We start from the raw sequence: 24340 nt of genomic DNA, 5'->3' as shown, positions 1-24340 counted from the left end.
AAGCTTGCGAAAGCAATCTAATTTGAAAAGGGGTAACCGATCATGGCAAAACCAGATAATCGAAATGATAATGTAGAGAAATTGCAACAAATGAAAGAGAACACGGAACATAACATCGAAGCAGCTGAAGAATCTCTTGCTCATACGGAGATGAAAGAGGAACAAAAGCAATCAATTAAAGAAAAGAATCAACGTCGAATAGAAAGCATTCGTGGGTTTGAAGCTGAAATAGCTGACGAGATGCAAGCACGAAAAAATGGATATCAAGATGATAAATAATTATTTAAATTTTTAGGAGTCATTCTTCAAGGTTGTCATATCGATGACAACCTCTTTTTTATATGAAATGCTGTTAAATGTAATGGGGACTTAACCTGTGCTATAATTTAACAAATGATTTTATTGGGTGATTTAAATGGCATTTGGGATCAATAAGGCTATCCTTAAACAATGGAAGCAACATGCAGAGCAAGGAGAGATAGCCTTTCTAACACACTTTTGGCTGGATGACCGATTTCCAGGATGCACAACGGTAACCAAAGTTGCTAGCTCTGACCTTGATAAACTTATAAAGTGGGGCAAACAATATGGACTCAAACCCGAGTGGATTCATAAGAGAGAGGGGTATCCTCATTTTGATTTATTAGGGGAAAGACAGAAAGACATCTTAAAAAAAGAAGGGAAATTAGAGCAACTTTTAAATTTAGGCAATCCTTCGACCAATGAATAAGAACTTGTTATAATAAATGTATTGTATTGATAGGAGGGAATATTATGTCAATAAACCAAGCGAAGATCATCTCTGATTTAAAAGCAATACCTTCAATTGACCCTAAGGTAGAGATTAGAAAACGTGTTTCTTTTTTAAAAGATTACTTATTACATACTGGTGCTAATGGCTATGTTCTAGGAATATCTGGTGGGCAGGATTCAACGTTAGCGGGGAAATTAGCACAAATAGCAATTAACGAATTAAATAGTGATCAGAAAGAGGAACTGTATTCCTTTTATGCTGTTAGACTTCCTTACGGTACACAGCAGGATGAAGAGGATGCTCAAGATGCGATTCGCTTTATTGAACCAACGAAAGCCATAACCGTTAACATAAAAGAAGCCGTTGATGCTTCTGTTGAAGCGTTCAGCAAGGCGACTGGTGGGGAGTTGCTTTCAGATTTTAATAAAGGAAATACAAAAGCTCGTGAGCGTATGAAGGTACAATATGACTTAGCTGCGCATTATGGTTGTCTTGTTATTGGAACAGATCATGCTGCAGAGGCCATTACAGGATTTTTTACAAAGCACGGAGATGGGGCGTGTGATTTAACCCCTTTATTTGGATTGACGAAAAGACAAGGTCAATCATTATTAATTGAATTAGGTGCTCCTGAGCACTTGTTTAAAAAAGCTCCAACCGCTGATTTAGAGGATGATAAGCCTGGCTTACCAGATGAAGTGGCTCTTGGAATGACCTATGATCAACTTGATGATTACTTGGAAGGAAAAGAGGTTGCAAGTGAGATAGCAGAAAAAATTGAAAAGCGCTATGTGCTAACTGAGCATAAGCGTCAAACACCTGTAACTATGTTTGATTCATGGTGGAAGGAATAAAGTAGTTGTCATAATTGTGCTCTTCTCATCATATTTTTAGTTCGAGTGTCTGTTATAGTACGAAGACACATATTGAATGAATGGGTAAGGAGAGAAAGTGATGAAAGGGAAAGTAGTTCTTCTTTTTGGATTAATTTCATGTTTAGCTGTTCTAGCTGGTTATAGTGTCATTACTTATTTTGATACGGAAACATCAGAAGCTAAAAATACTCCTGAAACTGAAGGGGAGTTACGTGAAATAAATGGATTAGAAATTAGTCTGAATGAAGCTCGAGTTGAATCAGTTGAAGAAGATCCTGAGCACCAATTTGTCATTGTTGATTTAACTTTTAATAATGTTAAAGAAACGGTACATGAGTTTTCCTCCTATAACATAACGTTAGTTGATGAGGAAGGGTTTGCTCATAGCATTGACACATCAATTGAGACGAAAGGTATAATTGGCGGACAGTTGCATCCAGGAAGGTCAACAAGGGGAGAGTTAGCATTTGTTGTTCCAAATGGTGAACAATTTGAATTAGTTTACACAGATCATTTACGTACAGGACAAGTTATATGGGAAGTATCAGTAGAAAAATAAGGGATGAGAAATAGAATGATGACCAGTCAAAACAGTGATCTTCATATGCACTCAACAGCTTCAGACGGTGGTTATAAGCCGTCTGAATTAATGGTAAAGTGCAAAAAAGTGAACCTTGAAATCGTATCTTTAACGGACCATGATAGTGTAGATGGAATTGATGAAGCTATTAGTAAAGGGAAAGAATTAGGTCTTCAAGTTATACCAGGGATTGAATTCTCAACAAAGTATAAAGGGAAGAGTGTACATATATTAGGCTACCAATTTAATTACAAGAATGAAGAGTTACAATCAATGTTATCAGAACAGAAGCAGTTAAGAAGAAAGCGTTTGGATCAAATCGTCGATAAATTAGCTCGAGTCGATATAATGATCACTCCGGAACAAGTCCTCAAACACACAGATGGTGGTAGCATCGGACGCCCACATGTTGCAAAAGCTTTAATTGAAGCGGGGTATGTAAAAGATGTTGCAGAAGCTTTCGAATACTATTTAGCGGAGGGAAAGCCAGGCTATGTAGAGAAGGACAAAGAAATGACTGTTAAAGAAGCGATTGATTGGATCCATAGGACAAATGGAATCGCGATTGTTGCTCATCCTGATTATTATGGAGTAGATGAGGACCTTATCGACTGGGTACGGGATTGGGGTCTTGATGGTATCGAAGTATATCACCGTGATCATGATGAGAAAGCCGTCAAGCGTTATGAACAACTTGCGAATGACATTGATTTAAAACTAGGATTAAAGCTTTATCGAACCGGCGGATCTGATTTTCACCATGAGGAATATGGCCGCGTGCGCGAACCATTAGGAATGAGTAGACTTTCTAATCATTTGGCTGAACGTTTGTTTAAGCTGGACAATCTTGGTTAAGGATAATATTGTTGTGAAATAGTTTATAAAAATAATTACCGGAAAATCAGGGAAGTTGTTTAGTTGAAGAACTTTTCTGATTTCCTTATAATTAAGGAAATAATAACCAGGGGGATTCATGATGGCAAAAGACAGTTCTTTTGATATTGTATCAAAAATTGACATGGCTGAAGTTACAAATGCTGTTACGATGGCTACGAAAGAAATTACAAATCGTTATGATTTTAAAGGAAGTAAAAGCAGCATTTCATTAGATAATGAAGAGCTTGTATTAATCTCAGATGATGAATATAAGTTAGATCAATTAAAAGATGTTTTAATTAGTAAGTTAATAAAGCGTGATGTTTCGATAAAAAACTTAGATTACGGTAAGATTGAAGGGGCTTCTGGTGGTACTGTCCGTCAACGTGCAAAGTTAATTCAAGGAATTGACAAGGAGCAAGCAAAAAAGATTAATACGATTATTAAAAATAGTGGTGTAAAAGTCAAAAGTCAAATTCAAGATGATCAAATTCGAGTAACGGGAAAAAGTCGTGATGAATTACAAAAGATTATTGCTGCAATCAGAGGAGCAGATTTGTCAATCGATGTTCAATTCATTAACTATCGTTAATGGTTAACCTTTATTGAAAAGCTAATCCAACCCTGCTATGAGTTCATTAATCTCTAGCAGGGTTTTCTACTTGCATTGTAGTTGATGAAAATTATTGTTTTTCGATTGTGCTTTCAATCATGGTTCCTTCTAGCGCTTGTGTAGCCAATTGGTCTGCTTCTTTATTTAAGTTTCGCTCAATTAATTCGTACTGAATGTTTAAGCCTAACTTCGTTGCGAGTTGTTCAATTTTTTCTAACCAATTTACATAATGTTCTTCATAGCATGGCCATTCACCTGAAGCTTGATTAACGACAACCATAGAATCGGAATAAACGGATATAGTTTGATGGTGCACGCCAAGCTCTTCAAGTTGGCGGAGTAATAGATATAAGGCTGCATATTCTGCTTCATTATTATCTTCTAATAATTCTAAAGTGTCATTGAACCGTAAACGCCAGTTTTTATGATTTTGATTGTAGTAGATCGCAATACCAACGCCCGCAGCTTTAGTTATTCTATCAAAACCGCCGTCAATATATGCTTTCACATCATGAGGCTCTGTTTCAAATTGCTTCAAAAATTTTACTAATTCTTTTTTAGTCCATCTAGTATCCCGATCGTCAAAGTAATCAATTGATTTTAAACGTCCAGTTCTTTCTAGGTCATCACTAAGCATGAGTGCATGCACGACTGGCATCCAATCCGATTTCATAGAAAAAGACTGCTTCGTTTTTAGAACTTGGTACTGCCACTCTAATCTGATTTTCATCATCAACATCCTTTTTATGGCAAAATAATTGCAGAAATTCTTGTTTCATGATAAGTTAAATTATCGAAATGTTATGTTTTTTTTAGTGTAATCTGATCGTATCATAAATTAGTATGATTAGATCAAACTTTTTACATACAAAAATAGTTTGAACCTCGTAAAAGGAGTTTTGAAAAATGCCTATAAAAATTCCAGATCACTTACCAGCTAAAGAAATTCTAAATGAAGAAAATATCTTTGTCATGGATGAAAGTCGTGCTTATTCACAAGATATTAGACCATTAAAGATTGTCATTTTAAACTTGATGCCAATTAAAGAGATAACGGAAACACAGCTTCTCCGCTTGCTTGGTAATAGTCCTCTACAAGTAGAAGTGTCGTTGTTGTACCCTAATACTCATGTATCAAAAAATACATCGCATGAGCACTTACATGCCTTTTATAAAACGTTTGACGAAGTGAAGAATCAAAAGTTTGACGGAATGATCATAACTGGTGCTCCAATTGAGAAGTTGGAATTTGAAGCAGTAACTTATTGGGAGGAACTAAGAGAGATAATGAATTGGAGTGTTGATAATGTAACATCGACATTGCATATTTGTTGGGGAGCGCAAGCCGGACTGTACCATCATTATGGTATAAATAAGTACAGATTGGATCAGAAGCTTTTCGGTGTTTTTGATCATACGGTTGAAAAACAAAACGTTAAGTTGCTTAGAGGCTTTGACGATGAATTTTTAGCGCCGCATTCTCGTCACACAGATGTTCGAAGAGAGGACATTGAACAAGTGAATGATCTTGAAGTTTTAAGTGTTTCTGACGAGGCTGGTGTTTATATCGTCGCTTCGAAAAATGGCAAACAAATTTTTGTGACGGGTCATTCAGAATATGATGTAACTACTCTTCAAGAAGAATATGAACGAGACCTTGAGAAAGGTTTAAAAATTGATCTGCCACATAATTATTTTCCACAAGATAATGATAAATTGCCTCCAAGATTAAGATGGAGAGCCCATTCGAACTTACTGTTTACAAATTGGTTAAACTATTATGTTTATCAAGAAACGCCATATGACCTTGGCAATTACGTAAAGCGTTAAAGACATGTCGATTGAGTTCATTTTCATAACTCAATCGATTTTTATTAGTGGCTGTAAACGTAAAGATAAAAAGAGTTAAGAATGCCAACCGAACCTTGTTTCTCACCAATCATTGAAAGCTATGATATAATAGATGCGTTAAACGTTTGATTGCTATTGTGAACAAGCAATGTCTTTGTCAGTAGGAGGTGGGAAAATGGACCCCTTAGATGTACTTATGAATAAAGATAAAGTCATTCCATACTTTCAGCCAATATTTAGTGCAGATAAACAACTTGTCGTTGGATATGAAGTACTAGCGCGAATTCAGACAGCCGATGGCGTTCAGAGTCTAGGTTCGTTCTTCCAAGATAATAGCATTCCGGATGAGTATCGCTTGGAAATGGATGATCATGTACAAAAGCTTGCCCTTGATATGTATCTTGGAACAGATCAGACAGCTATTTTATTTTTCAACTACGATGCGACTCTTTTTGTAAAAGATAATGGAGAAACATTTATACAGCGACTTGAAGCTTATAACAAACTCGGACTCGATAACCAACAAATTGTACTAGAATTTAAAGAAGACGATTTGATGGAGGAAATAGATGGGCATAAACATTTATTTTACTACATTCAAAGCTTGGGTATTAAATTAGCTATTGATGGAGTTCGTCATAATGGCAATAATTTAGATTTAATTGCAAAGTTAAAACCGAATATTATAAAAGTCGATTTAACATTTATGGAAGATGAGGAGCTACCTCATCTCTATGCTGAGGTACATCAACCGCTCTCGATGCTTTCTCGTAAATTAGGAGCGACATTATTATTTGAATCTGTATCTAATTTCAATCAACTAAATTATTCTTGGAGAAATGGTGGCCGTTATTATCAAGGTTTCTATTTGCATGCCCCACATCCGAACTTTGTTGACGTGAATTGTTGCAAAGAAAAAATGCAAAAACTATTTCACCATTTTATCGTATATGAACGAAAAAAAATGGAAGCTCAATTCGCTCTTTCAAATGAACTTAGTACTTCCATTAAACAGTCAATGAAACAAATACAGCCAGAAGACCCGTATGATGAAATGATTCAAAAAATAGCTAATGAAATGGACCGTTTTGCTTTCCGTATCTACATATGCGATGCTGAGGGGTTCCAACAATCCTCAAATATTGAAAAAGAACATGGAAGTCACTGGAAGCTTAAAAAAGAAGGCAGAATGAAAAACTGGAGTTGGCGTCCGTATTTTCTTGAGAATATTGTACGTATGAATATTGAAAAAAGAGGCTTCTTGTCTGACCTATATACAGATATTGAACGGGATGAGCGTATTCGGACTTATTCCTATCCGATTTCGGATCAATTATATTTATTTCTTGACATTCCATATGAATATCTTTTTGAACAAGAAGGACTGTTATAGGTCTGTTAAAATTGGAGTTCCAACTTTAACTAGGCCAATTTACATTTACGAAAAAGGTCGGGAAGCATTACACTTGAGGCAAGTGTTCTCTTGGAATAAAGTATGGACTTTAGAAAAAAAGAAAATAGAATATGAAACAATCTCTCGCATTACTAGAATACGAGAGATTGAAAGAAAGGTAGGGTTACAATGGAAGTAATAGTGACAGATCGCGGCCTTGAGTATTTAAATCAATTAGACCTTATGGAAAAGGCCATTCGCATTCGAGCGATTGATACGTTTGAATGAAGTACGATGATTGAGTACGACCTCGCTCTGGATGAGCCGAGGGAAACAGATGCACGTGTCGAAGTGGAAAGTGTATTATTTATTTATGATCAAAAAGCTAGTGATGAAGTTGGTCAGTTTATAAAGATCGATTTTGTACCATCCCAAGGGCTTAAGCTACTTAACGCAAATCAAACTTTAGCATATGCGTTACAGATGAAGCGAGTCTAATTATTTCTTCGTAAAGAAACTACTAACTTGTTTAACGATTGGTGATACTTGGTTGACTGCTTTCATCACTTGATCAACAGTATTAACTGTTTTATTCATATCAAAGGTGCCATTTTCATTTGTGAAGGCAGCTTTTAGAAAAGAAGCTTTACTTGGCTTATAGCCTTGGAATTGCTGTGGGCCCATGTGCCTGTTAGGTGTTTGCAAAGGTTTCTGCTGCTGTTGTGGTAGGAACCTTTGCATTTGTGTAGGGCGCTGATTTACGTAATGTCGTTGTTGAAAAGAGCTTTGAGGGTGTGGATAGTGTGGGTTCATAGGTCTTTGATAATTTGGTTGAAACATTGTTATTTGCCTCCTTACTCGATAGGAATTCTTTTGCGCTTGTTTGGAATTGTAATGCGCAGTAAGCCATTTTTGTATAAGGCTTTGACATCTTGTTCCTGTATATTAAAGGGAACTGGGATGACACGTTGCCTAATTTGAGTTCTTCCTCTTCGTTCAAGCATCCCTGTTTTCTCATCTATAATCTCAGTCCGTTCATCCTCAGTTACTTGAATTCGTATGGCTTGCCTATAAATATCTAAACTTATTTGTCTTTTTTCAACTCCTGGTAATTCAGCTTCAATAATGTAATTATCTTTGTCTTCAAACACGTGGACTGGAATGGGTGTCTGGAACAAAGGGTTATCTTGAATGTTTTCATATGTTTGCTGAAAAAAACTGTCTATTGTTTTTAATATGTCTTGATATCCTTGAGGAAGTTTTTTTGACCAAGGTTGTTGATCAGACATACAGTGTCACCTCTTTGTCATTCATTAATTAGTATATATGTATGAAGATAGAGAGTAAGTGTGCAAGGTCTAATACTCATTTTCAAAGGAGGAAACGATGATGAACCTAGGGATTATCGATACGCATTGTGATGCATTATTGAAGCTTTGGGAAGATCCTAGTCGTAATTTTGAATCACCTGAATTAGACACGAATCTAAATAGGCTTAAAACTGGTAATGTGAAAGTTCAGTTATTCGCTATTTTCGTAGAACCATTTATTAAACAGGATCAAAAATTCCAAGTAGTTTTAGAACAAATCGAACTTTTTCATAAGAAGGTTCTGGGAGCAAGTACGAAAATACATCATATTAAACAATGGTCCGAATTGGAGCAATTAAAAGAAGATGAAATAGGAGCAGTACTGACGCTAGAAGGGGTAGATGCAATAGGAGATGACCTTACAAAACTTGAAATTCTGCATCAATTAGGTGTGATATCAGTGGGGTTAACCTGGAATCAAGCAAACCTATGTGCAGATGGAGTAGGAGAACCACGAGGAGCTGGTCTTACACTACTAGGTAAAGAGCTCGTGCGCTTGAATAATAAAAATCGTGTACTTACCGATGTATCCCATCTTAGCATCAAAGGCTTTTGGGATGTAATGGAGCTAGCTAGATTTCCAATCGCTTCTCATTCTAATGCTAGATCGCTATGTGATCATCCTAGAAACCTTAATGATGATCAAATCATGGCATTAATAAAGAAACAAGGCTATATAGGAGTTGTATTTTGTCCTAGTTTTGTTAAAGAAGAACATGCTAGTATATCAGATGTGTTGAGTCATATCGATCATCTTTGCTCACTAGGAGCTCAAGATATCATTGGCTTTGGTTCAGATTTTGATGGAATTACAGACAAGATTCCCTATTTATCTCATAGTGGGGAGTATGAGCACCTTGTAAATGAATTAGCTAAGTATTATTCATCTACTCAATTAAATCAGTTTTTGAAAGGCAATTTCAAAAAATTAATTGAGCGACTTAAATGATATTTTTGGAAGAATTCGTTATAATAGGGTGAGTAAGAAATGAGGTGATGATATGAACATTACAGATCGCGCCAAGACATTTCTTGAAGAGACGATGAATGAACACGGACTTAAAACAGTTCGTGTAGTATTTGCCGGTATGGGTTGAGGTGGTCCGAAACTAGGGCTAGCTCTGGATGAGCCGGCAGAATCGGATCAACAAGAAGTTATTAATGGCATTAAGGTAGCGATAGAAAAAGATGTAGTTCCCCATGTAGAAAATCTAACTTTAGACTATGAAGAAGAAAATGGTCAAGCAGGGCTAGTAATGCGTGGCGGTGGCCAAGATTGTTGCTAAGGTTATAAGAAGATAGGATGACGGTAAGGTTAAAAAATCTTTCTGTCATCCTATTTCTTTATAAACGCTAAATATTCGTTGACTAGACTTTGTCAAACGAGATAATTACAAAGTTTTTGATATCTTGAGTTACTAGTTGTCTAAGGTTCTTTTGTAGCAAGCATTTGAAAGAGAAGGCACTTCCACAAGTTTTCATAATTAAGTCATTTCTATTAAATCCATAGGCTTTAAGACATAGTCCAACCTGAAATCCAATTTTGTTTGTGATACAATAGCTACAGGTTTTAGAGATAAGAAAGGGGATTGAGAAGATTGAAGAAAATGACAAAGGTTGTCAGTATAATTGCACTAGCTTTTGGACTAGCTGCTTGTGGTGGAGATGATTCAGATCAAACAGAAGAGACTGTTGCACCCGAAGAAGGAGTGGCAACAGAGCAAGATATTGAAGCAATCCTTGATACAGAAAATATTCCGGATGTGATTGCAACAGTAAACGGTGAAGATATAAATAAAGACATTTATGTTGCAAACCTCGAGCAACAAGCATCTCAGCTTGCGATGCAGGGATTTGACTTAGAAAGCGAAGAGGGAGCTAGTTATTTACAGATGGTTGAAGATAGCTTGATTCAACAAATTATTAATGAAAGACTCATTATTCAAGCAGCAAATGAAGAAGATATCCAAGTAACGGATGAAGAAATTGATAAAGAAATTGAGCAACTTATCGGTCAAATGGGAATGGAAACAGAAGAACAGCTTCAAGAGTTGTTGGACGAGCAAGGTGTGACGATGGAAGAGCTTAGAGCTGATGTCATTGATTTCATTAAACGAGATAAATATATTGAGACCAACATTAATGTAACTTCACCATCTGAAGAGGAGTTACAATCTGCTTATGATGAGAGGGTAGCTATGGTCGATGAAGAAACAGAAGTACCAGATTTTGAAGATTATAAAGATGAACTAGAATACAATTTAGTAAGAGACAGAGAGCAAGAGCAAACGGTTGAGTTATTAGAGAACCTCCGTGAAGATAGTGAGATTACTATTCATATTTAATCAATTTTCAATAAAGGCTACTGATAAAGGCTTTAATGCTTTTATCAGTAGCCTTTATTCTGTCAATTTTATGCCTAAAAACCTACTTGCTGATTTAAACAGCTAAATATAAAATTATAGGTAATTCGTAATAGTTAAGGGTAATCAATTCTTCGGAGGTAAATATGTTGGAACAAAACAACATCCTATTAGATAGTGGTACGAACGAACTTGAAATTGTCATGTTTACAGTTGGTCAGAGTACGTTTGGTATAAACGTTTTGAAAGTAAGGGAAATTATTAATCCAATAGCTGTTACAGCTACACCTAACACTCACAAAAATGTCGAAGGTATTATACGTCTGCGTCAGGAAGTAATTCCAGTCGTTGATTTAGCAAAAGTTCTTAATTTACCTAAGTCTATGTATCCAGAACAGGACAAGTTTATTATTGCTGAATTAAATCAAATAAAAGTAGCCTTTCATGTACATAGTGTATCCCGTATTCATCGTATTTCGTGGGAACAGATCGAGAAGCCATCTGAGCTATCTCAAGGCGAGGCTGGGGAAACAATAGGAATTGTTAAGCTTGATGACACCTTGGCCCTGCTCTTGGACTTTGAGAAAATTGTTGTTGATATTCATCCTGAATCTGGCTTGTCCGTTGAACAAGTAAAGTCACTTGGTACACGTGAACGTTCCGATAAACGTTTATTAATTGCTGAAGATTCAATAACTTTACGTAAATTACTAAAAGATACATTATCAGAAGCTGGCTATAACAACTTACAATTCTTTGAAAACGGGAAAGCTGCCTGGACCTTTTTAAATGAACTTGTACAAGAGGGGAAAGATGTAAAACAATATGTCGACTTAATTATCTCTGATATCGAAATGCCTCAAATGGACGGACATCATTTAACGTTGAAAATAAAAGAAAATCAATTGCTAAATCATATACCTGTTTTTATCTTTTCATCTCTAATTACAAGTGATCTATATCATAAAGGTGAAAAGGTAGGTGCGGATGTTCAAATTAGTAAGCCTGAAATTGTGAAATTGATAGAAATGATTGATCGTTATCTGCTGTAGTATCCTTAAGCCTGACCTAATATTTATAGATCGATGGGTGGTCTTTTATGCATTAGGTCAGGCTTTTCCTACTTCTCATTTAATGCTTTTACCAATTCTTTCTTCTGTTCTTCTGTAAGAATTCCCATCTTTTTAAACAATTGAGCGTAATAGATTGTCTTTTTTTCGATACTCATGTTGTGTACTCCTCTCTTTTTTATATGGTATGCGTTGATATAAAAAAGTTGACAGAGAGAAACTTTTTTGGGGCAATGGTGGAGAGTGAAGTTATGATATTGAACGTCGCTTTCTTAATTCGTAATTAAATAGGCTCTCTATTAACGAGAAACCTTCTTCTACATAGACAAATGCTTATTAAAATTGGTATCATATAGAGGATTAAAGGAGTGAAGCTCATTGAATATACACATTACAAAACCGGCAATTCAGTGGTTTAAAGAAGAGTTTAATCTAAATGAAAAAACAGAGTACATCCGCTTTTTTGCAAGATATGGTGGTTGTGGTTCGATACAAAGTGGGTTTTCTTTAGGAATTAGTCATGATACAGAAATTCCTTCTGATATTGGCGTGGAAGAGGTCGTGGATGGAATCCATTTCTATATTTCTGAAGAAGATATTTGGTATTTCAAAGGGTATGATCTGAAAGTGAAATATAGCCGAAAAAATGATGAAATTGAATTTGTTTATGAAGGGGAATAAGTAAGTTCATTCAGTGTTTTCAAAATAAAAGAGACTGGTTCCAAAAGGTACATGTAAACAAAACACCTTACGGATCAGTCTCTTTTTATTTACTATGAAGGCATAATCCAAACAATTTCTTGAATTCGAACGAAAAAAGTATGGTGATGTGCTGATATCACAACGTGGTCCGGTTTAACATCAGTTACAGTACCCCGGACGATCCCTTTTGTCGTTTGAATGACGATGTGGCAACCCATTACGGATTGGAGAGTTTGAAACACAAAAGGATCCACACTAGAAATCATCTGAGGACGAGCTGTAGCATCCCCATGGCTTGCTGGCTGGTGTTGCATTTAAATGACCTCCTTATATATCAAAATCCACTGTTATACTATGCATCTGCCGACACATCGTTTGGGCGATAACCTAGTTATAAAAAATTAACAATTGAAGAATGGATCTTTAGTAACAGGAGAGAGTAAGTACAAGGAATTGGTAGTTTACAAAGGTTTACTGTCATTCTAATTGAAATGATGTTTTTAATGAGTACTCAATTTAGGACAGAACGATTTTTATTGTGATATACTTTTGTAACCAATTATGAAAGAAGGGCTGAATATGGAGGAGACTAAATATGAGAAAGCTACATTTGCAGGAGGTTGTTTTTGGTGTATGGTTCAGCCTTTTGATCAGCAACCTGGTATTATCAAAGTGAGATCCGGTTACATGGGTGGACATATTCCAAATCCAACTTATGAAGACGTTAAAAGCGGAGAAAGTGATCATCTAGAAGTAGTTCAAATTACATACGATCCGTCTCAGTTCTCTTACGAAAAACTTCTATCATTATATTGGCCGCAAATTGATCCAACAGATCCTGATGGTCAATTTCATGATCGCGGATCACAGTATCGTACAGCGATCTTTTACCATAATGATGAGCAAAAAAAAGCTGCAGAACATTCAAAAAGACAAGTTGAAGAAAGTGGCCGATTTAACAAACCGATTGTCACAGAAATTAGGAAGGCTGAGCCATTCTATATTGCTGAAGAGTATCATCAAGACTTCTATAAAAAAAGTCCAACTGAATATAAGGAAGAACGGTTACAATCAGGGAGGGATGAATTTATTTCATCTAACTGGAAGTAAACGGTTGTCATGATCACGATAAAGGTTCAAGTGAATACAATAATCATACGAATTATGTAAAAATGCAGAAAATATTGATAGAATCTCTTACGTGTCTAATCCTTTTTTGATATAATAAAAACCAAGGGGGTGGCGCAGTGAAGAGGATATGTCAAAAGCTTAGAATATGGATGATGGTTGCGTCACTTGGCCTAATTATGAGCTCATTACTTGTTGTGCTTTATGTTCATTATTTGGCTCATACGGAAGCTGGGAAGGTACCGCCTAAAACTGCGGTATTACTTCATGCAATTCACCACAATTTAGTAACTCCTGACATGAAAGCTCCTAAATTCTTTTCTTCAAGAGGAACTTCAAAGTTTACAAGTGAGATGATTGAAATTCCAGTATCTGATGGAAGTAGTATTGATTCAAAAATATACAAACCTAAAGCAGAAGGCCCACATCCGATCATTCTTTATTATCACGGCGGGGCATTCATGGAAGGGTATGGAAATATTCATACTCATGACAATATCGTTCGCTCGTTAGCAGCTAGAACTAATAGTATAGTGATCGCCGTTGGATACAGAGTAGCACCTGCTCATCCTTTTCCAGCTGCGATAGAAGATAGTTATGATGCGCTCGTTTGGGCGTATAATCAAGCGGAGGAGCTTGGTGGTGATGTGGAAAATATTGCTGTTGCGGGTGATAGTGCTGGAGGCAATATTGCTACAGTAGTAACGTTGATGGCAAGAGACCGGAATGGCCCAAATATTAAAGCTCAGGCATTGTTGTACCCATTAACAACATTTCAAGATATTGAATTTGACTCTAGACTGAAATATGATAGTGGCTATTATTTATTATCTCGAAACGTGATGCTCAGAGCTCGTGAAACTTATACTCCTGATGAATCAATGTGGATCCATGAATATACTTCACCTTTAGATGCATCTAATTTGTACGGATTACCACCCGCAATCGTAATTACCGCTGAATTTGATCCATTAAGGGATGAAGGAGAAGCTTATGCTGAGAAATTATTTGAGCATGGAGTACCTGTTGAGGCCATCCGTTATAATGGTGTAATGCATGGGTTTATATCCTTTTATGAAGTGATGTATCGTGGTAACCATGGTCTTGCTGAGACGTCTAGATTTTTACGTACAGCTTTTGCAGAAGAACCAACGTATGAGTCATATCAATTACAAGTTTACGATGGGACGACAACGAGTACGTTAAAAGTAAGAGATCAAGTTGAAGCCTACGCAATAGGTAGCTTTTTATTAGGAAAACAAGCAATTGCATTATTTGGACAATAGTAGAACGAAATATAAAGGATCCCTAAAAGGTCATATGACCTTTTAGGGATCCTTATTGTTGTTGTGCTCTCTTAATGAACATTCTCTCGTCTTCAATTAATCCGCATGTTGCACATTGAACACGAAGTTCAGGTCCACGATACGGCATGTGCAGTGGTCCTTCTTCATTGTTTTGATATTGCTCTAGAACGTCACCACTCTTCGAATCAATTTTTACGGGAGTAACAACTTGCTGGATCAAATTAAAACGAGAACGATTTGTCTTACAATTAGGACATAAATAAGGTTCAGCTATGTAAATTCCTCCTTTTTTGTAAGTTTCCCAAAAAAAGAGGAAACATAATGGTAAATGTAGGGAAATAAATATCTGTATACAAAGAAAAGGAAGCTGAGAGATTATGCTAATCAGCTTCCTATCACTATTATTTAAATAGCCCAGTTCCCATCACGGAAGATCGGCTCACGTTTCCCGTCTTCGTACACCCCGTCGATGTTCATATCCGCTGAACCCATCATGAAGTCAACATGCGTTAAGCTTGTGTTTAAGCCGTTTTTCTCGAGTTCTTCTTTTGACATTTCTTTTCCGCCTTCGATGCAGAATGCGTAGGCAGAACCTAGGGCGAGGTGGTTTGAGGCATTCTCGTCAAATAATGTATTGTAGAAAAGAATATTTGTATCTGAAATTGGTGATTTATGCGGAACAAGGGCTACTTCACCAATAAAACTTGATCCTTCATCAGTACTCAATAAACGTTTTAACGTTTCGTACCCTTCCTCTGCTTTGTAGTCAATAACCTTACCGTCTTTAAATGTTAAAGAGAAGTTGTTAATAAGTGTCCCGCCGTAATTAAGAGGCTTTGTGCTTAATACCGTTCCATTTACACCCGTTTTCTTTGCCGAAGTAAATACTTCTTCTGTTGGCATGTTGGCAACAAAAGCAATTCCTTCTTTGTTGACACTGCCGCCGCTAACCCATAGATGAGTTTCTGGAAGCTCAATTACTAAATCGGTTCCTTCTGCCGTGTAATGAAGAGCATGAAAATGCTTTTCATTTAATGTATTCATTTTTTCATCTAAAAGGTCTAGGTGGGCTTGCCATGCTGCAACAGGGTCAGCTTCATTTACTCTGGTAGCTGAGAAAATGGCCTCCCAGAGTTGCTCTACTGCATCATTTGCATCAGGGAATACCTTTTTTGCCCATCCTTCTGAAGGAACAGCAACAATGGACCAGCTGATTTTATCAGACATAATATAAGAGCGAAAGCCTTGCATTGCTTTACCACTTGCTTTATTCGCATTTGATACACGTTCAGGATCGACGTCTTTTAATAAATCGGGATCAGATCCTGTAATACTAAGGAAGGCAGCTCCGTTTTCTGCCATTTCTTCATAGCCCTTTGCGACCCATTCTTGTACTTCATGAAAAGCTTCGTCTGGAGCTATCTCAAATTTCGTTTTTGTCAGCTCTTCATCACTCCACTCAACATGAACATGCTTTGCTCCTGCTTCATAGGCTTTTTTTGCAACCATTCGTACGAACTCTGCCGCTGAAATAGGAGTACGAACACAAAGTGTTTGTCCTTTTTGAATATTAACTCCAACCTTGACTGCAAGCTCGGCGTATTTCTCTAATTTTTCTTGGAAATTGCTCATGAAACATTCCTCATTTCTATTATGTAGATGATTTACCAATTATATTTTATCAATATTATAAGCAAGTGAAAAGAATAGCGGTTTAGTTAAGCTTATGCTATGATACTATATGGAAATAAGAAAAGAGGTTCGCGAACTCCCTCTATAAAAAAACTAAGGTGCTAACTGTACGTGCTGAGTACGGTTTTCTTGTCGTTCCAAAGAGAAAGACAATGTTTATCCTTCCTGCATTTAGTATTCTCCTTTATAAGAATAATATGTTGAAGAAGGATGAATATACCCATTAGGAGTGATCGAATGCTTTTTCTTCAAGAATCAGTTCAGAACGAACTAAAAAGGAGAAATGAGACATGAGAAATGAGAAGGCAGTAGTCGTATTTAGTGGTGGCCAAGATAGTACGACTTGCCTATTATGGGCGCTTGATCAATTCAAAGAAGTAGCTACGGTTACTTTTGATTATGGACAACGCCATCTTGATGAAATTAATTGTGCACGTGAAATTGCGGAAGAATTAGGTGTGTCCTTTCATGTACTAGATATGAAGTTGATTAACCAATTATCAGCTAATGCTCTAACTCGTAAGGATATTGAAGTGACAGCAGGAGAAGAGGGAGAACTGCCTTCAACGTTTGTTCCTGGTCGAAACCACCTATTCCTATCTTTCGCTGCTGTTTATGCTCAAACGATTGGAGCGCGTCACATCATTACAGGAGTTTGTGAAACTGATTTTAGCGGTTATCCAGATTGCCGTGATAGTTTTGTCAAATCATTAAATGTTACGTTAAATTTAGCAATGGATGAGCAATTTGTCATTCATACACCGTTAATGTGGTTGAATAAGGCGGAGACATGGAAGTTAGCAGACGAGCTCAATGCTCTAGACTTTGTTAGAGAGAAGACGTTAACTTGTTATCATGGAATTCGCGGTGATGGTTGCGGCAATTGTCCTGCCTGTGATTTACGAAAAAAAGGCTTAGAATCTTATCTTGAAAAGAAACAAGGAGGGACAAAGCTATGATGCAGCAATTTTATCCTCAAATTCACCATCATTATCGATATGAATTAAATAAAGACATGCATTTAGCAGCGGCTCATTTTATTTCAGACGATGCTGCTGGTCAATGTCAACATACGCATGGTCATACGTACTTTATTAATATTACGGTTGTGGGCGATGCTTTAGATGAATTAGGCTTTTTAATTAACTTTAAAAGAATTAAAGATATCGTACACAAAAGATATGATCATAGCGTCTTAAATGATCATCCTGAATATAAAGAGGTTTATCCAACTACTGAAAGAGTAGCAGAGCAAATTTGGACAGCGATTCAAACCGAATTAAAACAATTGCCTCACCAACCTAAGTGTTTGCAGGTAGTCGTTCGTGAAACACCGACAAGTTATGTTGTGTATCGTCCTAAGCCGGAGGAGTTATAATGAAAGTTCCGGTTATGGAGGTTTTTGGGCCGACCATTCAAGGTGAAGGTATGGTTATTGGTCAAAAGACAATGTTTGTCAGAACAGGAGGATGTGACTATTCTTGTTCATGGTGTGATTCAAGCTTTACTTGGGATGGTACGCTAAGAAGCCAATTAATGAATGTAAATGAAATTATTCGTAAACTTGAAGAGGTTGGTGGAGAGCGTTTCTCTCATGTAACGATATCTGGTGGAAATCCAGCTCTTCATAAAGGCATAGGAGAGCTAGTAGAAGCGTGTCATCAAAAAGGCTGGAAAGTAGCAATTGAAACACAAGGGTCGATTTGGCAGAATTGGATGATGCTCGTTGATGATGTCACAATTTCGCCTAAGCCGCCCAGTTCAAACATGGAAACGGATTTTGAAAAGCTAGATTATTATATTGAACAATTAACTGGTCACAATGTGAGTTTAAAAGTAGTTGTGTTTAATGATCAAGACTTCACTTATGCCAAAATGATTCACAAGCGTTATCCGTCGGTCCCTTTTTTCTTACAAATTGGAAATAATTCGGTTGAGACGGATGACAATGAAACACTCTTATCAAATTTGTTGAATCGTTATGAATGGTTGATAGAAAAAACAACTGAATCAGTGAGTATGAATAATGCTCGAGTATTGCCACAGCTTCATACCCTTCTTTGGGGGAATAAGCGCGGCGTATAAAATAGGAGGTGCCACTTATGAGCGGTAGAAAAGATGAAGATTTACAAGGTGTAACACTACTAGGAAATCAAGGGACAAATTATGACTTCTCATATAATCCATCAGTATTAGAAGTATTTGAAAACAACCATCCAAATCGCGATTACTTTGTAAAGTTTAATTGTCCTGAATTTACATCCTTATGTCCGAAGACAAATCAACCGGATTTTGCAACGATTTATATAAGTTATATTCCTGATATCAAAATGGTTGAAAGCAAGTCGTTAAAGCTATATTTATTCAGTTTTCGTAACCACGGAGATTTCCACGAAGATTGTATGAATATTATTATGAATGATTTAATTGAGTTAATGGATCCGCGATATATTGAAGTATGGGGAAAGTTTACCCCGCGTGGTGGTATTAGCATCGATCCTTATACAAATTATGGCAAGCCTGGAACAAAGTATGAAAAAATGGCTGAATACCGCATGATGAACCATGACTTGTATCCGGAAACGGTAGATAATAGATAAAAGTAGAAAGGTGACCATTTGGGTGACCAGTAAAATATTAAAATGAAAAAGAAGTGACCAACTAAATACCGTGATAAGAGTACCTTTTACAATGTAAAGGGTGCTCTTTTTTATTTTCCTCAAAAAAAAAGACAGCTTGAGCTGCAACTCAAACTGTCGTACATCTGCATACGAGCAGACACAAAAATAACTAACCTTATATTATAAAACTATAATCTTAAGGTCAAGTTCTGCTCGTATTGCTAATTTTGAAAACTACCAATACAGGAGGGCTATTTGTCATGCAAAAAAGAATCATGATCAAACAAAATGAGTTTCAAAAACTACGTCAGTTCAAACAGTTTACTAATGTATCAGATATGAACAAGCATCTTAACGCACATTGTAAAAATCCATCACTCAACCGTAATGAGCGTCAATTCCTTCGATTATTGTCTCAATACTCAACTTTTGATACTCATACTGGTGCTTGTTGGAGAAAGGTATCAGAGCTAGCAAATGAACTTGAACTATCTGAGCGTTCGATTTCACGATATACGGCTAAATTAGTTGATCTGGGAGTTCTTCAAGTGGTTGAGACCTATACCCTTACCAAATCAAACAGAGCTAAACAGGGAGCTAATATCTTCATTATATTACCTTGTGCCAACGTAAAAAGTGAAAGTGAAAAAGGGGATGACAGAAAGACTAGCTTAATTAAAACTCAAAAACAATCTAATACTTCCAAACCAATACGTAAAGCAGAACCGAAACTTGAGCAATTAAATGAATCATTTGTTCCGAATCATATTCCAAGTGAATTTGTTAAAGCTACAAAGCCATTCTACGGTGCTGACATGATATTCAAACTATGGGGAAAGGTATTGCTTGCAGCAGATAAAACAGGCACACATGATGTTCTAGGTAGTCTTAGCACTATTATTACCACGTTCAAAGGGTGTGTGTTTTACAAGAAACGAAACAGAATCAAAAAGGACTTTGTAGGCTATGTGTATTCTGCGTTTGAGAGGGCTATGATTGAGCAGAGAAGGAGAGAAGTTAGCAATCCTCCTAGTTGGTTGGTGAATGCTGTATGAGGCTGATACGAGCTTGTTTCAAACGTATGGATTCAACTGAGTTATTTATTGTCGTAAGCAGTGTTATCGTGCTTTGTTTTGTGTTCAGTATTGTTATTATGGAATGGGGAAGCTGGTATACCACAATGCAGATTTGAATTAGATTAATATAAAAGGTTAAAAAATTAACTTAAAAAGTATTGCATTTATTCTCCATCTATATTACAATCTATTTAAGTTAGAAAAAAAGCTTGATTAGAGGGTGAGTCTTTGCTTGGAATTGAATATATACCAAGAACATTTAAAATGAAATATAAAGAATTGGCAGAAGAACTAGGAGTTAGTCCCGCGAGTATGAATTATTGGGTAAAAGGTAAAAAGAAAATACCTAAAGAAAGATTGGAACAACTTTCTCAAATTTTTAACTTGCCTTCTAGTTATTTTCAAAAAGAATTAAATAGAGTCGAAATAATTGATGTTGAACTAGCGTACTATGACAAGCTTTCTAAAGAAGAAATGCAAACGATAACTGAAACAGGGTTTGATTATGAAGAAGAAGAGCATTTTTACTATGAAGTAACAATTGATCCTTATGAAACAGAAAGGAAATATTTAAGGTACAAGAGGGTAAAAGAAGAGTTATTATTACAAACTGAAAATATGTTATTCAAGCCAGTCGAAGTAAATAATGATGACAATGAAAATTTAAATGAATTAATGAGTGTAATTCGAAATGCATCTTACATGGAAATTTTAGAGCATTTTAACAGGGTTTTTGAAAAAGGTGAATTGGAGCATATAGAGGTATTACAAGTGATGATGGAAGCTCTTTGTATATTTGGAAATAAACCTTCAATTGCTAATAATTCAAAATTAAAAAAGTTAGCCGATGATATGAGAGAACTACTCATGGAGCATGGAGTTACAATACCAATTAAGAGTAAGAAATAAACATTCAACAACTAAAGGAGGTGGTTTAAGCATGATCATGATTTCAAAAAAATATATACATTAAGAAGGTTTCTTAACTTGCTGTACTTAAGAGATAGTTCTTGGCAATCAAATATAGATGAAAATGAAGATGAACTATGGAAAGATCTATTCATTGTATTAAAAAAACACAAAATTATTTAATTGGAGGAATTATAATGTTGAAAATTGGAGAAATGAACAGAAGTTTTAATGAAGAGGAAGAGACTTATTACTATTACAGTGAACAAATGTTAAATGATAAGGTTGTAATTAAGGAAAATACTTTTATGACAATAGATGATAATGTCGAAACAATTATCTCTGTGGAACACTTAAACGATTTAGATGCTGAAGACTTTACAATGTATTGGGATGATTTATTATCACCGATTCAATCCTATAGGATTATTAAAGATATTTATGAACTATATCAAGAGCATTCTCTAAGCAGTTTTCTAGAGATTATACGAGAGTTGAGCGTTTCTTACACTTCTGCGTTGATGCAATCAAGAGAAGAGAACAAGCAACGAATTGTAGATGGTATCAGAGAAACATTTAACTCATTTGAAGTAGTACAAGTTTAGGGTAAAGGAGGTGATACTACTTTGTCTCAATCAATCACAGCACAACTTGCACTAGCATATCAAGCTCTAACTGAATCAGATCTCGAAGCATTAAACGATCTAACAGAGGAATACGATAATACATTGGAAACAGAAGAGGCATATGTAGAGCAATTTTTATTATGAATCTATCAAACTTTATATTTTTTATTGACAAACACAAATATACTAGTGTATATTATTTCATAACTAGACAATTTTAACTATATTTATTTTCTCGAAAAGTTGATCTTTGATAACTTCAAACTAACCCCTAAGATTCAAAACCTTAGGTAGGATAAGCTCGTTGTGTAAATGTTGTATTTGTTTGTACTAATAATATACATCAGGTCGCCCTAAAATGCAATAGATTAACAGGATAATATTATTATCTGTTAATGAATTAATTTTACTAAGTTAAGGAGGTGATTTCATGGGTTTTAAAATTGATTCGTCTTAAGTTGTACGTGAGTTTGTTCAGAGAAAATGTACAGTACATAAAACTAAAAATAAAATTTGGGGGTAATACAGAATGAAAATTTATAACGCAGATTCAACGAATATGGAACAAGTGGAAAGAGAAATGACGAATGAGGATCAATTAATGGAGTTAGTAGGTATGCAGTCAGGATTTATTAAAATGCTGATTAAACAGAAGGAGAGTCTTCAGAGGGACTATGCAATTTTTAATGAGTTTCTTGAAAAAAATGAAGATTTACATGATTCTTATGTAACCCATTTAAAGGGGTTAAAAGTGGATTCGAACTTTCAGGATTGCTTAGGTGAAATTGAGACATGTCTTGTAGAATTTGGAGCCGACGAACAAACAGAAAAATGGTTAGAGGAAGAAATGAAAATGATGAATGGGGGAGTTCGATAATGAAAAATAAGTATGAACAATTAAAGAAACTAGAGAGAAATGTAAATATCTTAAATGACATGTTGAATTTATCAAAAGCAGAATTGAAAATTATTGATGATTTTCACGATGAAAAGGTTATGAGTAAGGAAGATTTGAAAAAAACTTGTGAAACTATTGTTGATGTGAAGGAACGTTTAAGAAAGAAGCTGGTTTGAATACATAACAAGGGGGCTAACTCGCCCTCTAATCACAACTAACAATGATTACGAATGGAGGAATTGAATGAATAAGTCAGATTTTGTATTTGTCTATAACAAAAACGTGGCAAAGTATCTTAAGGAAAATGGTATTTACTCAATTACTACTGGCTTACATCCGACAACAAATAAGATGTTCTCGTTATTTGTTAAATCAGAGTGTTTGCAACGAGTATTAGATCAATATAAAAACAATAAATAATCTAAAATTGGAGGTAATCAATTGACGGAATCTCAAACAATGAAATTCAACAAAAAAGAAGGCATGAAATATCGTATTGATTGGCAAGAGACAGAATACTTACTTGAGTATGAGCATGAAGGCTATTACCGAATGATACATAACAGCATTTTAGATAAAGAATTATATAGATTATGGGAAGTTGAGATACGTGAGTTAGAAGAGGCGGAAGCACACTGGATAGAGCAACAAGAACAATTACACAATGATCCTGAATATCAACGTATGTTAGCTGAACAATATACTGTATGGCTAGAATCTGAAGAGGAATATCTTAGAGAAAATCCACCTAAAGATATCACACCTGTTACTCCACCTAAGAAATCTGATGGTCAGAAGGCTAATGCATTTAAGATTCAGATAGCTTCTGAGGTTGTTAGAGATAAGACGATTAACGACAAAGAATTTGTCCTGTATGTTAAATTGGTGCAATTATACCAAAGGCATGGACAGCGAGAGGAGTATGTTATTAAAGAATACGAGCAGTTAATGCACTTCTTAAAATTCAAAGATAATAGGACATTTAAAAAATGCTGGAATAGCTTACATAAGAGAGGTCTTATTCGTAATGAGATCAAGAATTTACCCAAGACTCACCCATTACCAGTAAGAATTAATCCTGAATACATACCTAGAAAAAAGGAAAATCCTATTAAATTTACTCAACTTACACATAGATTAATTGATAGATACGTGTTAGATAAGATTGGCTATACAGGTGTCAGAATCATGTATTACTTAGAGAGTTACATAGATAGAACAAAGTTTCTTTGGGATCATTATGCATATCCATCTGAGGAATTAATTGCAGAAGACACAGGAAATAGCCGAACAACGATTATTAAATATATAAAAATACTAGATAAAGTGAACTTGATGAAAGTACAAAGAAATTACTTAGAGTCAAATGGTATCGATGTTACTGATAAAGGCAAAGAGATTGAGACATTTATTCGATGGAATAATAAGTATTTCGTACATGATGACAAGATTGCTGAAAAAGCTGATAAATGGAAGCTTGAATCCCTTGGGGCATAAGATGTTCAACTTATGCATCTTACGAATTAATAAATGCATCTTACATGTTTAACTTTTGCATCTTACATATTTTGAAATGCATCTTACGAAAAAACTTTGCAGCATGGTTTTAACACTAGTAAGAGTTAAATGTATAACC

Annotated in this window: 34 protein-coding genes and 1 riboswitch; of the genes, 28 read left to right on the top strand and 6 right to left on the bottom strand. The window is 35.7% G+C overall.

Going from position 1 to position 24340, the window contains the following annotated elements; translation table 11 throughout:
- Positions 1–42 precede the first annotated feature (42 nt).
- The 6 genes from tlp (at position 43) to BkAM31D_RS12600 (ending at position 3677) form a co-directional block, all read left to right on the top strand.
- Positions 43–279: a small acid-soluble spore protein Tlp gene (tlp, locus tag BkAM31D_RS12625; protein ID WP_066149755.1), complete on the top strand. Its 237-nt coding sequence runs from the start codon at positions 43–45 to the stop codon at positions 277–279.
- A gap of 136 nt (positions 280–415) precedes the next feature.
- Entirely contained in the window at positions 416–730 is a 315-nt protein-coding gene (locus BkAM31D_RS12620; protein ID WP_066149752.1) for a hypothetical protein, read from the top strand.
- Between the two features lie 44 nt (positions 731–774).
- Positions 775–1608 (top strand): NAD(+) synthase, encoded by an 834-nt coding sequence (gene nadE, locus BkAM31D_RS12615; RefSeq protein ID WP_066149749.1) that lies wholly within the window; start codon positions 775–777, stop codon positions 1606–1608.
- Positions 1609–1708: 100 nt separating this feature from the next.
- Positions 1709–2188 (top strand): DUF4352 domain-containing protein, encoded by a 480-nt coding sequence (locus tag BkAM31D_RS12610; protein ID WP_066149746.1) that lies wholly within the window; start codon positions 1709–1711, stop codon positions 2186–2188.
- A 15-nt stretch (positions 2189–2203) separates the two neighbouring features.
- Positions 2204–3064: a PHP domain-containing protein gene (locus BkAM31D_RS12605; protein ID WP_066149743.1), complete on the top strand. Its 861-nt coding sequence runs from the start codon at positions 2204–2206 to the stop codon at positions 3062–3064.
- A 121-nt stretch (positions 3065–3185) separates the two neighbouring features.
- The gene (locus BkAM31D_RS12600; RefSeq protein WP_066149740.1) at positions 3186–3677 is read left to right on the top strand and encodes a YajQ family cyclic di-GMP-binding protein; all 492 of its coding nucleotides are present in this window, start codon (positions 3186–3188) and stop codon (positions 3675–3677) included.
- A gap of 91 nt (positions 3678–3768) precedes the next feature.
- Here the strand turns inward: BkAM31D_RS12600 and BkAM31D_RS12595 are convergent, their stop codons facing one another.
- Positions 3769–4431: a reverse transcriptase-like protein gene (locus tag BkAM31D_RS12595; RefSeq protein WP_306807388.1), complete on the bottom strand. Its 663-nt coding sequence runs from the start codon at positions 4429–4431 to the stop codon at positions 3769–3771.
- 173 nt (positions 4432–4604) lie between these two features.
- On the opposite strand from BkAM31D_RS12595, the gene metA reads away from it, so the two are divergent.
- From metA to BkAM31D_RS12580, 3 genes are all read left to right on the top strand, one after another.
- The gene (gene metA, locus BkAM31D_RS12590; RefSeq protein WP_066149734.1) at positions 4605–5528 is read left to right on the top strand and encodes a homoserine O-acetyltransferase MetA; all 924 of its coding nucleotides are present in this window, start codon (positions 4605–4607) and stop codon (positions 5526–5528) included.
- A 196-nt stretch (positions 5529–5724) separates the two neighbouring features.
- Positions 5725–6942: an EAL domain-containing protein gene (locus tag BkAM31D_RS12585; protein WP_066149731.1), complete on the top strand. Its 1218-nt coding sequence runs from the start codon at positions 5725–5727 to the stop codon at positions 6940–6942.
- Between the two features lie 294 nt (positions 6943–7236).
- Positions 7237–7440: a hypothetical protein gene (locus tag BkAM31D_RS12580; protein WP_066149728.1), complete on the top strand. Its 204-nt coding sequence runs from the start codon at positions 7237–7239 to the stop codon at positions 7438–7440.
- Here the strand turns inward: BkAM31D_RS12580 and BkAM31D_RS12575 are convergent, their stop codons facing one another.
- The gene (locus BkAM31D_RS12575) at positions 7441–7782 is read right to left on the bottom strand and encodes a YppG family protein (RefSeq protein ID WP_066149725.1); all 342 of its coding nucleotides are present in this window, start codon (positions 7780–7782) and stop codon (positions 7441–7443) included.
- A gap of 14 nt (positions 7783–7796) precedes the next feature.
- Positions 7797–8231: an Hsp20/alpha crystallin family protein gene (locus tag BkAM31D_RS12570; RefSeq protein WP_066149721.1), complete on the bottom strand. Its 435-nt coding sequence runs from the start codon at positions 8229–8231 to the stop codon at positions 7797–7799.
- 97 nt (positions 8232–8328) lie between these two features.
- Between BkAM31D_RS12570 and BkAM31D_RS12565 the strand changes: the two genes are divergently transcribed.
- From BkAM31D_RS12565 to BkAM31D_RS12545, 5 genes are all read left to right on the top strand, one after another.
- Positions 8329–9261: a dipeptidase gene (locus BkAM31D_RS12565; protein WP_066149718.1), complete on the top strand. Its 933-nt coding sequence runs from the start codon at positions 8329–8331 to the stop codon at positions 9259–9261.
- A 52-nt stretch (positions 9262–9313) separates the two neighbouring features.
- Entirely contained in the window at positions 9314–9598 is a 285-nt protein-coding gene (locus tag BkAM31D_RS24960) for an iron-sulfur cluster biosynthesis family protein (protein ID WP_084371961.1), read from the top strand.
- Positions 9599–9919: 321 nt separating this feature from the next.
- A complete protein-coding gene (locus BkAM31D_RS12555) occupies positions 9920–10657 on the top strand; it encodes a SurA N-terminal domain-containing protein (protein WP_235820288.1) in 738 nt (245 codons plus the stop codon).
- A gap of 164 nt (positions 10658–10821) precedes the next feature.
- On the top strand, positions 10822–11727 hold the full coding sequence (locus BkAM31D_RS12550) for a chemotaxis protein (protein ID WP_066149711.1): 906 nt from the start codon (positions 10822–10824) through the stop codon (positions 11725–11727).
- 396 nt (positions 11728–12123) lie between these two features.
- Entirely contained in the window at positions 12124–12426 is a 303-nt protein-coding gene (locus tag BkAM31D_RS12545) for a HesB/YadR/YfhF family protein (RefSeq protein ID WP_066149708.1), read from the top strand.
- 92 nt (positions 12427–12518) lie between these two features.
- Here BkAM31D_RS12545 and BkAM31D_RS12540 read toward each other — a convergent pair whose 3' ends face one another.
- Complete coding sequence (locus BkAM31D_RS12540) at positions 12519–12761, bottom strand: YuzF family protein (RefSeq protein ID WP_066149705.1); 243 nt, start codon at positions 12759–12761, stop codon at positions 12519–12521.
- A gap of 265 nt (positions 12762–13026) precedes the next feature.
- Between BkAM31D_RS12540 and msrA the strand changes: the two genes are divergently transcribed.
- Both msrA and BkAM31D_RS12530 read left to right on the top strand, forming a co-directional pair.
- Positions 13027–13557, top strand: coding sequence for a peptide-methionine (S)-S-oxide reductase MsrA (gene msrA / locus BkAM31D_RS12535; protein ID WP_066149702.1), 531 nt, complete (start codon positions 13027–13029; stop codon positions 13555–13557).
- Positions 13558–13694: 137 nt separating this feature from the next.
- Positions 13695–14861, top strand: a complete 1167-nt coding sequence (locus BkAM31D_RS12530; protein WP_235820244.1) for an alpha/beta hydrolase — start codon at positions 13695–13697, stop codon at positions 14859–14861.
- A gap of 52 nt (positions 14862–14913) precedes the next feature.
- Here BkAM31D_RS12530 and BkAM31D_RS24375 read toward each other — a convergent pair whose 3' ends face one another.
- Together BkAM31D_RS24375 and BkAM31D_RS12520 are read right to left on the bottom strand one after the other, a co-directional pair.
- Positions 14914–15156, bottom strand: a complete 243-nt coding sequence (locus BkAM31D_RS24375) for a DNA alkylation repair protein (protein ID WP_066149700.1) — start codon at positions 15154–15156, stop codon at positions 14914–14916.
- A gap of 131 nt (positions 15157–15287) precedes the next feature.
- Positions 15288–16514, bottom strand: coding sequence for an aminopeptidase (locus BkAM31D_RS12520; protein WP_066149697.1), 1227 nt, complete (start codon positions 16512–16514; stop codon positions 15288–15290).
- A 118-nt stretch (positions 16515–16632) separates the two neighbouring features.
- A riboswitch (PreQ1 riboswitch) is annotated at positions 16633–16677 on the top strand.
- Positions 16678–16864: 187 nt separating this feature from the next.
- Here BkAM31D_RS12520 and queC point away from each other — a divergent pair.
- The 12 genes from queC to BkAM31D_RS12470 all read left to right on the top strand — a co-directional run bounded on the left by queC (position 16865) and on the right by BkAM31D_RS12470 (position 24201).
- Positions 16865–17533 (top strand): 7-cyano-7-deazaguanine synthase QueC, encoded by a 669-nt coding sequence (gene queC / locus BkAM31D_RS12515; RefSeq protein WP_066149694.1) that lies wholly within the window; start codon positions 16865–16867, stop codon positions 17531–17533.
- The gene (queD, locus tag BkAM31D_RS12510; RefSeq protein ID WP_066149691.1) at positions 17530–17952 is read left to right on the top strand and encodes a 6-carboxytetrahydropterin synthase QueD; all 423 of its coding nucleotides are present in this window, start codon (positions 17530–17532) and stop codon (positions 17950–17952) included. The genes queC and queD overlap by 4 nt, the downstream gene beginning before the upstream one ends.
- A complete protein-coding gene (queE, locus tag BkAM31D_RS12505) occupies positions 17949–18659 on the top strand; it encodes a 7-carboxy-7-deazaguanine synthase QueE (protein ID WP_174521896.1) in 711 nt (236 codons plus the stop codon). The genes queD and queE overlap by 4 nt, the downstream gene beginning before the upstream one ends.
- 17 nt (positions 18660–18676) lie before the next feature.
- Positions 18677–19174, top strand: coding sequence for a preQ(1) synthase (gene queF, locus BkAM31D_RS12500; protein ID WP_066149686.1), 498 nt, complete (start codon positions 18677–18679; stop codon positions 19172–19174).
- A 281-nt stretch (positions 19175–19455) separates the two neighbouring features.
- Entirely contained in the window at positions 19456–20250 is a 795-nt protein-coding gene (locus BkAM31D_RS12495) for a helix-turn-helix domain-containing protein (RefSeq protein ID WP_066149683.1), read from the top strand.
- Positions 20251–20499: 249 nt separating this feature from the next.
- Positions 20500–21180, top strand: a complete 681-nt coding sequence (locus BkAM31D_RS12490) for a helix-turn-helix domain-containing protein (RefSeq protein ID WP_066149678.1) — start codon at positions 20500–20502, stop codon at positions 21178–21180.
- 215 nt (positions 21181–21395) lie between these two features.
- On the top strand, positions 21396–21785 hold the full coding sequence (locus BkAM31D_RS12485) for a hypothetical protein (protein WP_157108287.1): 390 nt from the start codon (positions 21396–21398) through the stop codon (positions 21783–21785).
- A gap of 21 nt (positions 21786–21806) precedes the next feature.
- Entirely contained in the window at positions 21807–21950 is a 144-nt protein-coding gene (locus tag BkAM31D_RS23610; protein WP_157076743.1) for a hypothetical protein, read from the top strand.
- Between the two features lie 385 nt (positions 21951–22335).
- Complete coding sequence (locus BkAM31D_RS12480; RefSeq protein WP_066149672.1) at positions 22336–22683, top strand: hypothetical protein; 348 nt, start codon at positions 22336–22338, stop codon at positions 22681–22683.
- Positions 22683–22880, top strand: coding sequence for a hypothetical protein (locus tag BkAM31D_RS12475; RefSeq protein WP_066149669.1), 198 nt, complete (start codon positions 22683–22685; stop codon positions 22878–22880). The genes BkAM31D_RS12480 and BkAM31D_RS12475 overlap by 1 nt, the downstream gene beginning before the upstream one ends.
- Positions 22881–22947: 67 nt before the next feature.
- A complete protein-coding gene (locus BkAM31D_RS23605; protein WP_157076742.1) occupies positions 22948–23124 on the top strand; it encodes a hypothetical protein in 177 nt (58 codons plus the stop codon).
- A gap of 21 nt (positions 23125–23145) precedes the next feature.
- Positions 23146–24201: a hypothetical protein gene (locus BkAM31D_RS12470; RefSeq protein WP_066149666.1), complete on the top strand. Its 1056-nt coding sequence runs from the start codon at positions 23146–23148 to the stop codon at positions 24199–24201.
- The last annotated feature ends 139 nt before the right edge of the window (positions 24202–24340 follow it).

Origin of the sequence: Halalkalibacter krulwichiae, assembly GCF_002109385.1 — a bacterium.
Classification (GTDB): Bacteria; Bacillota; Bacilli; order Bacillales; family Bacillaceae_D; genus Halalkalibacter; species Halalkalibacter krulwichiae.
The sequence above is the reverse complement of the archived record's forward strand: the minus strand, read 5'-3'. Positions and strand labels throughout refer to the sequence as shown.

Coding starts and splice junctions, on each gene's coding strand:
- tlp (WP_066149755.1), top strand. CDS start 43: ATGGCAAAACCAGATAATCGAAATGATAATGTAGAGAAATTGCAACAA.
- BkAM31D_RS12620 (WP_066149752.1), top strand. CDS start 416: ATGGCATTTGGGATCAATAAGGCTATCCTTAAACAATGGAAGCAACAT.
- nadE (WP_066149749.1), top strand. CDS start 775: ATGTCAATAAACCAAGCGAAGATCATCTCTGATTTAAAAGCAATACCT.
- BkAM31D_RS12610 (WP_066149746.1), top strand. CDS start 1,709: ATGAAAGGGAAAGTAGTTCTTCTTTTTGGATTAATTTCATGTTTAGCT.
- BkAM31D_RS12605 (WP_066149743.1), top strand. CDS start 2,204: ATGATGACCAGTCAAAACAGTGATCTTCATATGCACTCAACAGCTTCA.
- BkAM31D_RS12600 (WP_066149740.1), top strand. CDS start 3,186: ATGGCAAAAGACAGTTCTTTTGATATTGTATCAAAAATTGACATGGCT.
- BkAM31D_RS12595 (WP_306807388.1), bottom strand. CDS start 4,431: ATGATGAAAATCAGATTAGAGTGGCAGTACCAAGTTCTAAAAACGAAG.
- metA (WP_066149734.1), top strand. CDS start 4,605: ATGCCTATAAAAATTCCAGATCACTTACCAGCTAAAGAAATTCTAAAT.
- BkAM31D_RS12585 (WP_066149731.1), top strand. CDS start 5,725: ATGGACCCCTTAGATGTACTTATGAATAAAGATAAAGTCATTCCATAC.
- BkAM31D_RS12580 (WP_066149728.1), top strand. CDS start 7,237: ATGATTGAGTACGACCTCGCTCTGGATGAGCCGAGGGAAACAGATGCA.
- BkAM31D_RS12575 (WP_066149725.1), bottom strand. CDS start 7,782: ATGTTTCAACCAAATTATCAAAGACCTATGAACCCACACTATCCACAC.
- BkAM31D_RS12570 (WP_066149721.1), bottom strand. CDS start 8,231: ATGTCTGATCAACAACCTTGGTCAAAAAAACTTCCTCAAGGATATCAA.
- BkAM31D_RS12565 (WP_066149718.1), top strand. CDS start 8,329: ATGATGAACCTAGGGATTATCGATACGCATTGTGATGCATTATTGAAG.
- BkAM31D_RS12555 (WP_235820288.1), top strand. CDS start 9,920: ATGACAAAGGTTGTCAGTATAATTGCACTAGCTTTTGGACTAGCTGCT.
- BkAM31D_RS12550 (WP_066149711.1), top strand. CDS start 10,822: ATGTTGGAACAAAACAACATCCTATTAGATAGTGGTACGAACGAACTT.
- BkAM31D_RS12540 (WP_066149705.1), bottom strand. CDS start 12,761: ATGCAACACCAGCCAGCAAGCCATGGGGATGCTACAGCTCGTCCTCAG.
- msrA (WP_066149702.1), top strand. CDS start 13,027: ATGGAGGAGACTAAATATGAGAAAGCTACATTTGCAGGAGGTTGTTTT.
- BkAM31D_RS12520 (WP_066149697.1), bottom strand. CDS start 16,514: ATGAGCAATTTCCAAGAAAAATTAGAGAAATACGCCGAGCTTGCAGTC.
- queC (WP_066149694.1), top strand. CDS start 16,865: ATGAGAAATGAGAAGGCAGTAGTCGTATTTAGTGGTGGCCAAGATAGT.
- queD (WP_066149691.1), top strand. CDS start 17,530: ATGATGCAGCAATTTTATCCTCAAATTCACCATCATTATCGATATGAA.
- queF (WP_066149686.1), top strand. CDS start 18,677: ATGAGCGGTAGAAAAGATGAAGATTTACAAGGTGTAACACTACTAGGA.
- BkAM31D_RS12495 (WP_066149683.1), top strand. CDS start 19,456: ATGCAAAAAAGAATCATGATCAAACAAAATGAGTTTCAAAAACTACGT.
- BkAM31D_RS12485 (WP_157108287.1), top strand. CDS start 21,396: ATGAACAGAAGTTTTAATGAAGAGGAAGAGACTTATTACTATTACAGT.
- BkAM31D_RS12480 (WP_066149672.1), top strand. CDS start 22,336: ATGAAAATTTATAACGCAGATTCAACGAATATGGAACAAGTGGAAAGA.
- BkAM31D_RS12475 (WP_066149669.1), top strand. CDS start 22,683: ATGAAAAATAAGTATGAACAATTAAAGAAACTAGAGAGAAATGTAAAT.
- BkAM31D_RS23605 (WP_157076742.1), top strand. CDS start 22,948: ATGAATAAGTCAGATTTTGTATTTGTCTATAACAAAAACGTGGCAAAG.